The 14,278-nt window shown below is 34.8% G+C and carries 11 protein-coding genes; 9 read left to right on the top strand and 2 right to left on the bottom strand.

Annotated features, from left to right (window positions below; all coding sequences use genetic code 11):
• Window positions 1–89 precede the first annotated feature (89 nt).
• Both KFZ70_RS02040 and KFZ70_RS02045 read right to left on the bottom strand, forming a co-directional pair.
• The gene (locus tag KFZ70_RS02040; RefSeq protein ID WP_317128560.1) at window positions 90–758 is read right to left on the bottom strand and encodes an FKBP-type peptidyl-prolyl cis-trans isomerase; all 669 of its coding nucleotides are present in this window, start codon (window positions 756–758) and stop codon (window positions 90–92) included.
• Between the two features lie 155 nt (window positions 759–913).
• Window positions 914–2,002, bottom strand: coding sequence for a LacI family DNA-binding transcriptional regulator (locus KFZ70_RS02045; RefSeq protein WP_317128559.1), 1,089 nt, complete (start codon window positions 2,000–2,002; stop codon window positions 914–916).
• 88 nt (window positions 2,003–2,090) lie between these two features.
• On the opposite strand from KFZ70_RS02045, the gene KFZ70_RS02050 reads away from it, so the two are divergent.
• The 9 genes from KFZ70_RS02050 to KFZ70_RS02090 all read left to right on the top strand — a co-directional run bounded on the left by KFZ70_RS02050 (window position 2,091) and on the right by KFZ70_RS02090 (window position 14,205).
• A complete protein-coding gene (locus KFZ70_RS02050) occupies window positions 2,091–3,101 on the top strand; it encodes a zinc-binding alcohol dehydrogenase family protein (RefSeq protein WP_139698391.1) in 1,011 nt (336 codons plus the stop codon).
• An 8-nt stretch (window positions 3,102–3,109) separates the two neighbouring features.
• A complete protein-coding gene (locus tag KFZ70_RS02055) occupies window positions 3,110–4,762 on the top strand; it encodes a UxaA family hydrolase (RefSeq protein WP_139698350.1) in 1,653 nt (550 codons plus the stop codon).
• Between the two features lie 9 nt (window positions 4,763–4,771).
• Window positions 4,772–6,205, top strand: a complete 1,434-nt coding sequence (locus KFZ70_RS02060; protein ID WP_139698349.1) for a tagaturonate reductase — start codon at window positions 4,772–4,774, stop codon at window positions 6,203–6,205.
• Window positions 6,206–6,216: 11 nt separating this feature from the next.
• A complete protein-coding gene (locus KFZ70_RS02065; RefSeq protein ID WP_139698348.1) occupies window positions 6,217–7,752 on the top strand; it encodes an alpha-L-fucosidase in 1,536 nt (511 codons plus the stop codon).
• 4 nt (window positions 7,753–7,756) lie between these two features.
• Complete coding sequence (locus KFZ70_RS02070; protein ID WP_139698347.1) at window positions 7,757–8,584, top strand: amidohydrolase; 828 nt, start codon at window positions 7,757–7,759, stop codon at window positions 8,582–8,584.
• 12 nt (window positions 8,585–8,596) lie between these two features.
• Window positions 8,597–9,388: an SDR family oxidoreductase gene (locus KFZ70_RS02075; protein ID WP_139698346.1), complete on the top strand. Its 792-nt coding sequence runs from the start codon at window positions 8,597–8,599 to the stop codon at window positions 9,386–9,388.
• Window positions 9,389–9,486: 98 nt separating this feature from the next.
• Entirely contained in the window at window positions 9,487–10,815 is a 1,329-nt protein-coding gene (fucP, locus tag KFZ70_RS02080; protein ID WP_139698345.1) for an L-fucose:H+ symporter permease, read from the top strand.
• Window positions 10,812–11,153 carry an L-rhamnose mutarotase gene (locus KFZ70_RS02085; protein WP_139698344.1) on the top strand — a complete coding sequence of 114 codons (342 nt, stop codon included), beginning with the start codon at window positions 10,812–10,814 and terminating at the stop codon, window positions 11,151–11,153. Before fucP ends, KFZ70_RS02085 begins: the two co-directional genes overlap by 4 nt.
• Window positions 11,154–11,397: 244 nt before the next feature.
• On the top strand, window positions 11,398–14,205 hold the full coding sequence (locus KFZ70_RS02090) for a triple tyrosine motif-containing protein (RefSeq protein ID WP_233244086.1): 2,808 nt from the start codon (window positions 11,398–11,400) through the stop codon (window positions 14,203–14,205).
• Window positions 14,206–14,278 lie beyond the last annotated feature (73 nt).

A 14,278-nucleotide genomic window follows, 5' to 3' on the forward strand; every position in this document is an offset into this window, starting at 1 on the left:
AACTTGATAGAGTCTAAATTAAAATTAAGACAAAAAAAAAAGCAGGAAGCGTTGAACTTCCTGCTTTGTAAACGTTTATTTTAAAGAGATTACTTTATCTCTAATAACTCAACATCAAAAATTAAAGTCGCAAAAGGCTCAATAGCTCCTCCTGGTCTTGGGTTAGCACCATAAGCTAAATCTTGAGGAATAAAGAATTTGTATTTTGCACCTTCTTTCATAAGTTGCAAGCCTTCTGTCCAACCTTTTATCACTTGATTAACACCAAATTCTGAAGGCTCTCCTCTATCTACAGAGCTATCAAACACGGTTCCGTCAATTAAAGTACCGTGATAATGTACTTTTACTTTTGACGTTGCTGATGGCTGAGCTCCAGTTCCTTCTTTTAAAACGATATACTGTAAACCAGACTCGGTAGTTTGAACACCATCTTTTGATTTGTTTTCGCTTAAAAACTTTTCGCCTTCGGCTTTATTTTTTTCACCAGCCTCTTTTCTTTTTTCAGCCTCAGCTTGTTGTTTCTTTTGAAAATAGGTTCTTATAACCTGTTGTGCTTGAGCTTCATCCATTAAAATATCTGTTGAATCCAAAACATTTTTAAAGCCTTGAACAAACAAATCATTCTCAAAATCATCAAAACTAGCTTTAACATTTCTAGCCACATCCATTCCAATTGCATAACTTACAGAATCCAATTCTGTTGTAATTGGTTTCTTTGTTGCTCCATTCTTATTACAAGACACTACTAGTAAGACCATTGCTACTAGACTTAAAAATTTCATTATTTTCATTGTTACTTAGTTATTTTTATGAGCGCCAAAAGTAACAAATTTATAGTGAGTAAAAAAAGAATTTAAATTTTGGCTAAGTATTTAACTTTTCATTATTAAAACACAGACTACCAAACGTGTTTTTATTTTAATTTTTTTGAAGATTCTCTTACAATTAATTCTGTATCCAATACTATTTTATTCAACTTAACCGCCTTATCTGGATTATTGATTCGATCTAAAAACGTTTCAGCCGCCAACCGCCCAATCATCTCACTATGTTGTTCTATACTTGTAATTGACGGGGTAATTAAAGAAGTAAAAGGTTCATTACTAAACCCAACCAAAGCAATATCATCTGGAATTGAAATGTGATTCTCTTTAGCAACTTGCAGGGCTCCAAGTGCCGCAAAATCACCAGCTGCATAAATGGCATCGGGTTTATTGGGGAGTTTTAAAAGTTCTTCCATGATAGCTCTACCATCTTCAACTTTTAAGTTACTTTCAGAAATTAAACTTTCCTCTAATGGCAGGTTAAATTTTGTTAAGGCATCAATATACCCTTCTACTCTACTTTCATAAATTCTAGTATGCCTGTAACCACCAATATGAGCAATGCGCCTACAACCTTGATTATATAAATGCTCAACCACCTTAAAACTACTTAAATAATCATCAATACCTATATAATCTACATTTAAACTATCTTCACCCCTATCAAAAATAACAAGAGGTACGCCGTTAGCCTTTATCTTATTATAGTATTCTAAATCAACTGTTTCATTCGCTAAAGATGCTATAATACCGTCAACCTGAGTATACAACAACGACTCAATATTCTGACACTCTTTTTCATAAGATTCGTTAGATTGTGTTATAATAATATTATAACCTTCAATACTCAATCGATCTCCAATAGCTTTAACCACTGAAGAAAAAAAGTAACTATTTGCACGTGGAATAATCAAGCCCACCAAATTACTTTTTCCTTTTCTCAAAGCACTGGCTAAATAATTGGGTTCATAACCTAATTCTTTTGCTGTTTGTTTTACTGCTTGCTTTGTTTTTTCACTAATTCGACTATTGTCATTTAGCGCTCTAGAAACCGTTGAAGATGTTAAATTCAGGGCTTTAGCTATGTCTTTTATGGTTATTCTTTTTTTAATATCAAAAAATTTTATAAGTTTGTGCAAACGATTGTCTAAATTAGCATCTTTTTGATAATTACGCAAACTTATTTTTACTACAAAGCAAGTAAAATAATGAGTTTTTAATTTAAAACCATTGCGCAAACGATTGCGCAATATAATAAAATTTATGATGAAATACATTGTTTGTGAAAAACCAGGAGAATTTCAATTAAAAGAAAAAGAAGCTCCTACAAGACAAGCAGGCGAAGCCTTATTACAAATTAACAGTGTTGGAATTTGCGGAACCGATTTACATGCCTATGGCGGTAATCAAGCGTTTTTTACGTATCCAAGAATTCTAGGACACGAATTAGCTTCAGAAGTTATTGAAATTGACGAAAATGAAAGAGGTATTAAGGCGGGTGACAAGGTGGTTGTTATGCCTTATGTGAGCTGCGGTGAATGTATTGCCTGTAGAAACGGAAAAACAAACTGTTGTACTAACATAAAAGTTCTAGGCGTTCATGCTGATGGTGGTATGCAAGAGCAAATTACAGTACCAGCAAACATTTTACTTCCTGCTAACAACTTATCAAACAACGAAATGGCCATTGTTGAGCCTTTGGCTATTGGAGCACACGCCATAAGAAGAGCCGACATTAAAAAAGGGGAAACTGTTGCTGTTGTTGGATGTGGCCCCATTGGAATTGGCATCATGAAATTAGCACAAATTGCTGGCGCTAAAGTGGTTGCTATAGATATGAATGAACAGCGTTTGGCTTATGCTAAAGAACAAATTGGTGTTGATTATATTGTGAAAGCAGGAGAACAAGCTGTTGAAGCCATTTCTGAAATTACAAATGGAGATCTTTGCACGGCAGTGTTTGATGCTTCGGGCAACAAATTTGCCTTAGAAGCTTGTCCGGATTACATGTCACATGGTGGTAGATTCATTTTGGTAGGATTATCAAAAGGTGAATTAACCTATACCCACCCAAAAATACACGCCAAAGAAATGACTTTAATGTGTAGCAGAAATGCCACTACTGAAGATTTTGAACATGTTATTAGTGTGCTTAATCAGTTCCCTACGGAGTCGTTTATTACTCATCAGGTGCATTTTACAGAAATGATAGAACATTTTGACAGCTGGTTAAAACCAGAAACAGGAGTCATCAAAGCAACCGTTAGTTTCAATTAAAAAGAAAAATGTCTAAAAATTACGTTCAAATAGATCCAAAGGACAACATTATTGTTGCCATTAATCCGTTAGAAAAAGGAAAAATTACTCAAGTAGCTGGTAAAAAAGTTGTCTTAAAAGAAAATATTAAGCAAAAGCACAAATTTGCGCTTAACGATTTCAACGTTGGAGACTCTATATATATGTATGGTGTTTTAATTGGTAAAGCCACCGAACCAATTCAGGAAGGTGAAGCCATTACCATTCATAATGTAAAACACGCTTCAGCAGATTTTAACGACTCCAAGGAAAAATTTAGCTGGACACCTCCAAATGCTTCAAAATTTGAAGGGCGTACTTTTAATGGCTATCATAGAGAAGATGGCAAAGTAGGAACTGCTAACTACTGGCTAGTTATCCCCCTTACTTTCTGTGAAAACAGAAACTTAGACGTTTTAGAGGGTGCGCTTTCCGAAAAACTAGGGTATGAAACCAAAAAAGATTTTGCTGTTGATACCGATGCTTTAATTAGCAAGTTTAAATCTGGAGCCTCTTCTGAAGAACTTTTAAATACGCCTATTATCACCACAAAAGAGGAAATGTCTAAAAATAGAGTGTTTCCTAATGTTGATGGTATTAAGTTTTTAAAACATGATGGAGGTTGTGGTGGTATTCGTCAGGATTCTGAGGTGTTATGTAAACTATTAGCTGGTTATATTACTAACCCTAATGTAGCGGGTGCAACGGTATTTAGTTTGGGATGTCAAAATGCGCAAATTGAAATGCTTCAAGAAGCCATTAAAGCCATTGACCCTAACTGCAAAAAAACCGTTCATTATTTAGAGCAACAACGTAGTGCCAGTGAGCGTCATTTAATTGAAGAAGCTGTAAAGCATACGTTTATTGGGTTAACCGAAGCCAACAAAATAACCAGACAGCCTGCACCACTTAGCAAACTAGTGCTTGGGTTAGAATGTGGCGGATCGGATGGATTTTCAGGAATATCGGCAAACCCAGGTCTTGGCTATGCCTCTGATTTATTAGTAGCGCTTGGCGGAAGCCCTGTACTTTCTGAGTTTCCTGAACTAAATGGTGTGGAGCAAGAACTCATCAACCGATGTGTGACAGATCATGATTCTAAAAAGTTTTACAACTTAATGCGTGCCTACTCGGCAGCCGCAGTCGCTGTAGGTTCTGGTTTTGAAAACAATCCGTCTCCTGGAAATATAAAAGATGGCTTAATTACCGATGCCATGAAATCGGCCGGAGCGGCAAAAAAAGGAGGTACGTCTCCCGTAGTTGAAGTACTAGATTACACCGAGCAGGTAACCAAACCAGGATTAAATTTATTATGTACCCCAGGAAATGACGTGGAATCGACAACAGGACTTGTGGGTTCAGGGTGTAACGTTGTGGTTTTCACCACAGGTTTAGGCACCCCAACAGGCAACCCCGTTGCGCCAGTGTTAAAAATGTCAAGCAACACCGATTTATACAATCGCATGAATGATATCATAGATATTAATGCAGGAACCGTCATTACTGGCGAAGATTCCATTGAATCTATGGGTGAAAAAATACTAGACCACATTATAAAAGTAGCAAGTGGTGAAGTAGCGTCAAAAGCTGTACTTCACGGAAATAACGATTTTATTCCTTGGAAACGTGGCGTTTCCTTATAAACATTAAAAATGAATACATTAAATAGAACTACAGTAAACGCGAATACTTATACTGAGCGTATCATTCAATTTGGAGAAGGTAATTTTTTAAGAGCCTTTGCTAACTGGATGATTCATGAAATGAATAAACAGGCAAATTTTGATGCAGGCGTAGTAGCCGTTCAGCCTATTAATCAAGGTTTAATCAAAATGTTAAATGATCAAGATGGCCTGTATACCTTATACCTTAACGGCATAAAAAATGGTAAAGCCATTAGTGAACATGAAATCATAGACTGTATTCAGCGAGGTATCAATCCTTATGAAAATTATAGTGACTATTTAGCTAATGCAGAAAATCCTGATTTACGATTTGTAATTTCAAATACTACCGAAGCCGGTATTGCTTACAATGCTGAAGATAAATTAGACGATGCACCTCAAACCAGTTTCCCTGGAAAACTAACCGCTTTACTATACAAAAGATTCAAAACGTTTGGTGGTGCTTCCGATAAAGGTTTAATTATTATTCCATGCGAATTAATTGACCGTAACGGAGATAACCTAAAAAAGATTATACTTCAATACGCAGCCAATTGGAATCTTGGTGAAGACTTTGTTGAATGGATTAATGAAGATAACATTTTCTGCAACACGCTAGTAGACAGAATTGTGCCGGGATATCCCAAAGACAAAATAGAGGCCATCACAGAAGAACTAGGTTACAAAGACAATCTTGTTGTTGAAGGAGAGCAATTCCACTTATGGGTTATTGAAGGCCCTAAATCTGTTAAAGAAGAAATTCCTTCAGAAGTTTGCGGACTAAATATTGTATTTACTGACGATATGGAACCTTACCGTACCCGTAAAGTTCGCATCCTTAATGGCGCACACACCAGTTTAGTACCTGTAGGTTATTTATACGGCATTGATAAAGTACGTGAATCATTAGAAGACAAAGTAGTTGGTGCTTTCTTAAAAGATGCTATTTTTAATGAAATTTGTCCAACACTTGATTTATCAGAAGAAGAACTTAATCAATTCTCAAATGATGTTTTAGACCGATTTAAAAACCCGTATTTAGAACATGCTTTAATGAGCATATCATTAAATTCCATTTCAAAATATAAAACCCGTGTATTACCTTCTGTTTTAGAATATGTAAAACGAAAAAATGCACTTCCTAAAAACTTATTGTTTTCACTAGCTGCCTTGATAGCGTTTTATAAAGGCGACAGAAACGGAGAGCCTATAGCCCTAAAAGATGATGAAAAAGTATTAGCGTTCTTCAAAGACCAGTGGACCAATAATAGCGTTGCTGAAGTAGTTAATGCGGTTTTATCAAACACTGATTTCTGGGGTACCGACTTAACCCAAATTGCAGGTTTAGAAGATGTTGTCTTAACAGATTTAAATACCATTTTAGAAAAAGGGATGAAAGCCTCCCTTGATGCAAGACAATAATTTAAAGCCCAATGAAAGTATCGCACTTATGTATTACTGTTGCTGCCTCACTGCTTCTAAATTTTAGTTGTGAAAAGAAAACGGCTGGTGACTCAAAGGATAAGGAGGAAGCTAAAAACATGGCATTTACACCAGATTGGGAATCATTAGGCAAACATAATGAATCGCCCCAATGGTTTAAAAATGCAAAGTTAGGCATCTATTTTCATTGGGGCTTATATTCTGTACCTGCCTTTGGCAATGAATGGTATCCAAGATGGATGCATTTTAAAGACCATAAAATTCACAAACATCATGTTGAAAATTATGGCGACCCTTCTGAATTTGGCTATCATGATTTTGCTCCTATGTTTAAAGCAGAACATTTTGATGCTAAAGCGTGGGCCAAATTATTTAAAAATGCTGGAGCGCAGTTTGCTGGTCCTGTGGCAGAGCATCATGATGGTTATGCCATGTGGGATAGTGATATCACACCCTGGAACACCATGGATACGGGACCAAAAAGAGATATTACTGGTGAATTAGAAACCGCCATTAAAGCACAAGGTTTAAAATTCATTACCGCATTTCACCATGCCAAAAACCTGCAACGTGCAACCGAATTAGGAAAAGAAGTCAGTATTAGTCACTATCCGTATTTTGAAAATATGCCACCAAGCTCTGATGATCCTGAACTTCAGTTAATGTATGGTAATATGGAGCCAGAAAAATGGTACAAAGAAGTATGGTTAGGCAAAATGAAAGAAGTCATTGATAATTATCATCCTGACATCATTTGGTTTGACTATGTTTTAGGAGATATTCCAGAAGCTTACCGAAAAGCATTTGCTGCCTATTACCTCAACGAAGCCGCGCTTCAAAACCAAGATGCTGTTATTGTTAGAAAGCAACATGACTTGCCTCTAAATATGAGTATTGAGGATTTAGAACAAGCTAGAAAAAATGAAATAGGCACTAAAACTTGGATGACTGATGCTACCATTAGCAATGGTAGTTGGTGTTTCACAAATAACTTAGGTGTAAAAACTCCTGAGGATGTGTTACACATGCTCATTGATATAGTTAGCAAAAATGGGGTTTTACTTTTAAATGTTTCTCCTAGAGCCGATGGTATCATCCCTCAAAATCAACAAGATGTCTTGCTTAAAATAGGAGACTGGCTAAAAAAATACGGAGAAGCTATTTATGCAACGGAAGCTTGGTATACATTTGGTGAAGGACCAACAAAAGAACCACAAGGTCACTTTAAGAATCATAAAGCCTTTATGGAACTTAAGTACAGTAATAAAGATGTGAGGTACACCACTAAAGACTATAGCATTTATGCCATTATTATGGGCCAAGTTGAACCTAATCAACACATAACACTTACTTCGTTTGCAAAGAATAATATTCATGATATGACCTCCATTGAGCAGGTTGCATTTCTTGGAAGTGATGAAACAATTGAATGGACGCTATCAGAAGAAGAAGGTCTTACGCTTAAAGCACCTTCAAAACCAATAAACGACATGGCCACTGTCATAAAAATTGTAATATCTCAATAACCATATGATAATAGATTCTCATCAACATTTTTGGAACTATCAACCACAAAAACATAGTTGGATTGATGATGATATGGCCGTTATTAGACGTGATTTTCTGCCAACCGATTTAGAAACGGTCTATAAAGAAAATAATATTCAAGGATGTGTTGCAGTACAAGCCGATCAAACCATTGAAGAAAATGAGTTTCTATTAAACTTAGCAGCCAAACATGACTTTATAAAAGGCATTGTGGGTTGGGTGGATCTAAGAAGTGAAACACTTGATGCGTATTTAGAAAAATACAGTACGGAAAGCAAAATTAAAGGTTTCAGACATGTGATTCAGGGAGAGCCTGATCATAATTTCATTTTAAGACCTGATTTTACAAAAGGTATTTCAAAATTGGAGTCCTTAGGATTTACTTATGATATTTTAGTATTTCCGCATCAACTTGGAGCTGTTTTAGAATTTGTAAAACAATTTCCAAATCAAAAATTTGTCATTGATCATATGGCAAAACCTTATATAAAAGATGGGTATTTTGATGGTTGGGCTGTTTTGATGAAGGAAATTGCTAAACATGAAAATGTATATTGCAAAGTTTCTGGAATGATTACAGAAGCCGATTTTAAAACATGGCAACCAGAAGAAATTCACCCTTATATGGAACTTGTGTTTGATGCTTTTGGCACGCAACGCGTGATGTATGGTTCAGATTGGCCGGTTTGTTTAGTAGCAGGAAACTATCGCAAGGTAAAGCATTTAGTAACATCATTTATTTCAAATTTATCAGGAAATGAACAAAAAGGCATTATGGGAGATAATGCCATCAAATTTTATAATCTATAGAAAAAAATAATAATGGATTTAGAACTTAAAGGAAAAATAGTTGTAGTAACAGGTGCTGCAGGTATAAAAGGAAGTATAGGAGAAACTATTGTGCAACATTTAGCTAATGAAGGTGCTGTTCCTGTATTGGTTGACCGAAACGACAGAGGTTTTGGTTATGCAGATGAATTACAAAAAAGAGGCATAGACAGCATTTTTATTCAAACAGATTTAGCAGATTATACACAAATTGAAAAAGCAGCTCGTATCATTGAAGAGAAATATGGGCGCATAGATGCTTTAATTAATAATGTAGGTGTTAATGACGGTGCAGGACTAGAAGCATCTATGGAAGAGTTTATGTATTCCCTAAAACTGAATATGGTTAGCTTTTTTGCTATGACTAAATTCTGTTTACCGATGATAAAAAAGGTTAAAGGCAACATTTTAAACATTGGTTCAAAAGTAGCACTTACTGGTCAAGGTGGAACTTCAGGTTATGCAGCATCAAAAGGCGGGGTTCTAGGTTTAACCAGAGAATGGGCCGTTGATTTAATCAAAGAGGGTATCAGGTCAAATGCCATCATTATAGCAGAAAGCTGGACACCAGCTTATGATAGTTGGATAAAAACCCTTGAAAATGGCGAAGAAAAATTAAAATCTATTGTCAAAAAAATTCCTTTAGAAAACCGTATGACAACACCTGCAGAAATTGCAGACGCTTGCTTGTTTACCATTTCAAACAGATCATCACATACCACAGGACAATTTATTACCGTTGATGGAGGTTATGTACATTTAGATAGGTCTTTGTTAACTGAATAACAAATCATTTGTTCTGTTATAAAAACCACAGTTATCATTTTATATATGCAGTCTAGAGTATATTGCATTTCTCAAACCAAAACTAAAACTAAAAACAAATGAGTAAACAAAAAAGTATACCCGTAGTTAGAAAAGAACTACTCTTTCCTTTTATTATCATTACCTCACTATTTGCTTTGTGGGGAATAGCTAATGATTTAACAAATCCCATGGTATCTGCCTTTAAAAAAGTAATGCCAGAATTATCAAACGTACAAGCATCTTTAGTACAGTTTGCGTTTTATTTTGGTTATTTCTTTATGGCATTACCAGCTGCTTTATTTATCAGAAAGTATAGTTATAAATCTGGAATTATTTTAGGACTATCGTTATATGCTTTGGGAGCATTTTTGTTTTATCCAGCAGCAGCCTATGAGGAATTCAACTATTTTTTAATCTCGCTTTGGGTTATTACCTGCGGATTGGCATTTTTAGAAACCACTTCAAACCCTTTAATATTAGCACTTGGGGACAGTGAAACGGCAACACAACGCTTGAATTTGGCACAGGCCTTTAACCCTGTAGGCTCGCTTACAGGCATGATTATAGCTCAAGTTTTTGTTATTGGAGCTTTACGCTCTGATGACTATACTACTGAAGCCTATAACGCATTAACATCTGATGAATTAGCTGCTATAAGAGAAAATGATTTGGGGGTTATTAGCGTACCGTATATTGCCTTAGGAGTGTTAGTTTTAATCATAATGGGTGTCATTATTGCTACCAAAATGCCTAAAACCGCAGAGGAAGATAAAATGTCATTGTCAGAATCCTTTAAAAAATTAAAAAGTAACAAAAATTATATTTTCGGAGTTGTGGCTCAGGCATTTTATGTTGGGGCACAAATTATGTGTTGGACTTACATTTTTCAATATGTAGACAATATCAATGAAACTTATGGAACAGATTACACAGCTACCTACTTTAATGTAGCTGCCATGGTATCATTTTTAACAGGTAGATGGATTGGAACCGCTTTAATGAAAAAAATTAACCCTTCTAAACTACTAATGTTTTTTGGCATTGGCGGCGTTATTATGTGTACTGGTGCCGTGCTATTATCTGGATTACCAGGTTTACTATCCTTAGTTGCTATTTCAATATTTATGTCAATTATGTTCCCAACCATTTACGGTATTGCTTTAAAAGACATGGGAGATGAAGCTAAAATAGGCTCTGCAGGTTTAGTAATGGCTATTGTTGGAGGCGCTTTAATGCCTGTTTTACAAGGAAGTATTTTAGACTGGGGAGGAAGTGGTTTTTCTGATGTAAAAATATTTGGCTTTATTCCTGAAGTCAATTTTTCTTTTATTCTTCCGTTAATTTGTCTAGGTGTTGTAGCCTTTTATGGTTACACCAGTTATAACCGAAATTTAAAAAAATCATGAAAACAAAACGATATTGTTACGCCTGTGACTTAAAGGACGATTCTAAATTAATTGCCGAATACAAAGCCTATCACGACGAAGGAAAAGCATGGCCAGAAATCACCAAAAGTATTAAAGATGCAGGTATTGTTGACATGCAAATCTATCTAACAGGCAATCGTATGTTTATGATTATGGAGGTAGATGATACCTTTGATCCCAAGAAAAAAGCAGAAATGGATGCTAACAATGCAAAAGTTCAAGAGTGGGAAAACCTCATGTGGAACTATCAACAAGAGCTCCCTTGGGCTGAAAATGGTGAAAAATGGATTCCTTTAGAAAGAATCTTTAAACTCTAACAAGGTCAACAACAACTTAGTTATATAAAAAAGCATCCACTATGTATATATTGGATGCTTTTACTTTTAATAATTCTCCTCCAGAGTAAAGTCTCATATTATCTCTATCATAGCAGTCAAATGTAGTTATAAGCCTATCTCTTCATCTCAAATACTTCATGGTTTTCCACAACAAAAACCATACACCCCTTCTGCTAAGCATTAATTTTACTACCTTAGTAACACTACAAAAAACTAAATAACATTGAAACAGCTAACTATTTTTGTTTGGTTCACGTTTTTATGCCTTACTTTACCATTACAGGCACAAGAACATCCTCCCATTAAAATATATCACCCCAAAGATTATGGTGCAGAGACACAAAACTGGGGCATTTCACAATCAAAAGACAAGTTTATATATGTTGCTAACAACAAAGGCCTTTTGGAGTTCAATGGCTCCGTTTGGTCACTTTATCCTTCACCTAATGAATCCATTATGCGTTCTGTTAATGTTATTGATGATATCATTTATACTGGCTGCAATAACGAATTTGGCTTCTGGAAGAAAAATAAATTTAACAAACTTGAATACACATCGCTTTCAAATCAGCTAAATATTAACTTTCATGAAGATGAAGAATTTTGGAATATCATACATCTAGATCACCATATTCTATTTCAATCTCTTAAACGCATTTACATAGTTAATAAAAAAAATAACACCTACAACACCATAGAGTCTGATGATATTATTTACAAGGTCTTTGTAGTTAACAGTACCATATATTTTCAAAAGACAAAAAATGGCATCTATAAAATTGAAAACGGAAAAGCAATTCTGATTTCTGATGACAAAATCATAAAAAACAGCAGATTGGTCAATATTTTTAAAATGGACGAATCACTTCTGGTTCAAACAGAAAACAACGGATTTTACATCCTTAATAACCAAAAACTATCTAAATGGGATATTCCCGCAAATAATACCCTTAATAATTATAGTGTTTTTAGAAGCACTCAACTTTCTGATGGTAGTTATATTTTAGGCACTAGGTCAAGTGGTATACTGCGTATGACTGCCTCTGGAGAAATAGATTACAATATTAATATGATTGACGGGTTAGGAAACAATACCATTCACTGGATTTTTGAAGACCTTGACAAAAACATATGGCTTGCACTTGAAAATGGCATAAACTGCATCAACATTCATTCCCCATTTAAAATATACAATGATGAGAAAGGCAAATTAGGCACCGTATACACATCAAAAATTTTCAAAGACTACTTATATCTTGGCACCAACCAAGGACTGTTCTACAAGCCCTTAAATAAAAATATTGCGTTTAAAGCCGTTACTAATATAAATGCCGCTGTATGGAATTTAGTTGAAATTGATGGCTATCTGTTCTGTGGGCATGATGGAGGAACATCAATCATAAACGATGGACAATCAAAAAAAATAAATGGCACACTACAAGGCACCTGGAACATAAAACCAATAAAAAACAACCCTAATCTACTCATACAAGGTTGCTACAATGGATTAAACATTATTGAATTACAAAATGGCCAATGGACTTTTAGAAACAAAATATCGGGCTTTGAGCTGTCTAGTCGGTATTTTGAATTTTATGATAACCACATCTTTGTAAGTCATGAATACAAAGGGGTTTTCAAACTAAAATTGAACAACGATTTCACACAAGTTGAAACGGTTGAAAAGGTTCCTAACATAGACAAAGAAATCAATTCGAGCCTGATTACATACAACAACCAATTACTATTTTCTAGCAAAGAAGGCGTTTTTAAATATAATGCAAAGAGCAACCTATTTGAAAAAGACAGTCTTATAAGTTCATTATTTAATAAAAACACCTTTCTGTCTGGTAAATTAATACACAACAAAGACACTAAAACATTATGGGCTTTTTCTAAAAACACCTTAAACTATTTAGCGCCAGGAAACTTAAGCTCTGAACCTAAAATTAATACAATTGCTTTCTCAAAACTCTTACCCAAAGGGCTCACTGGATATGAAAACATATCACATATTAGCAATAAATCCTATCTTATTGGCACCTCTTCTGGTTTTGTCATTTTAGACTTAGATAAGCTAAAGCAAAAACCGTATTATTTAAACCTCAATGAGGTTGTAGTTCGAAACAACAATTATCAAAGTAGAGTCATTAACAAAAATGAAAATGGCCTTTTTAAAAACACAGAAAATGATATAACTTTTCAATATGGCGTTCCTCAATTTCAAAAATATCTAGACACCGAGTACCAATATCAATTAAAAGGCAGATACAATAATTGGAGTGAATGGAGCACAAACACCGCTGTGCTTTTTGAAAATTTATCGTTTGGGGACTATATCTTTAAGGTAAGAGCTAGAATTGGTAATGAGTTAAGCCAGAATACCATACAGTATAATTTCAAAATAGAGCGCCCATGGGCACTTAGTAATTTAATGTTAAGTCTCTATGCGCTGGCTTTTATTTTGTTCTCTTTCTTAATGCACACACTTTACAGACGATATTACAAAAAACAAAGAGAACAATTGCTTAAAAAATCGGCTCGTGAATTAGAATTAAAAGCATTAGAAAACCAGCAACAGCTTATGAAGTTTAGAAACGATAAGTTAAGACAAGATATTGATAACAAAAACAGAGAATTAGGAATTTCTACCATGAGCTTAATCAAGAAAAATGAATTTCTTAATACTATAAAACAAGAACTCTTAAACACAAAAGACTTAAAAGGCATCAAGCAAGTAATTCGTATCATCGACAGAAATTTAAATAATACTGACGACTGGCATACCTTTGAGGAAGCGTTCAACAATGCTGATAAAGATTTTCTAAAAAAGATAAAAGCATTGCATCCCAAATTAACCTCTAATGATTTAAGATTATGTGCCTACTTAAGATTAAATCTAACCTCAAAAGAAATAGCGCCTTTACTCAATATTTCACCAAGAAGTGTTGAAGTAAAACGCTACAGGTTAAGAAAAAAGATGGATTTAGAGCACGAATCGAGTTTAACCGACTACATCCTTCAAATTTAATACCCAAACACAAAACAAAAACACCTATACAATACCACAACATTTACTAAGTAAGTAGCCCTAACACTTAATT

Source organism: Allotamlana fucoidanivorans, assembly GCF_045788535.1.
Lineage (GTDB): Bacteria > Bacteroidota > Bacteroidia > Flavobacteriales > Flavobacteriaceae > Allotamlana > Allotamlana fucoidanivorans.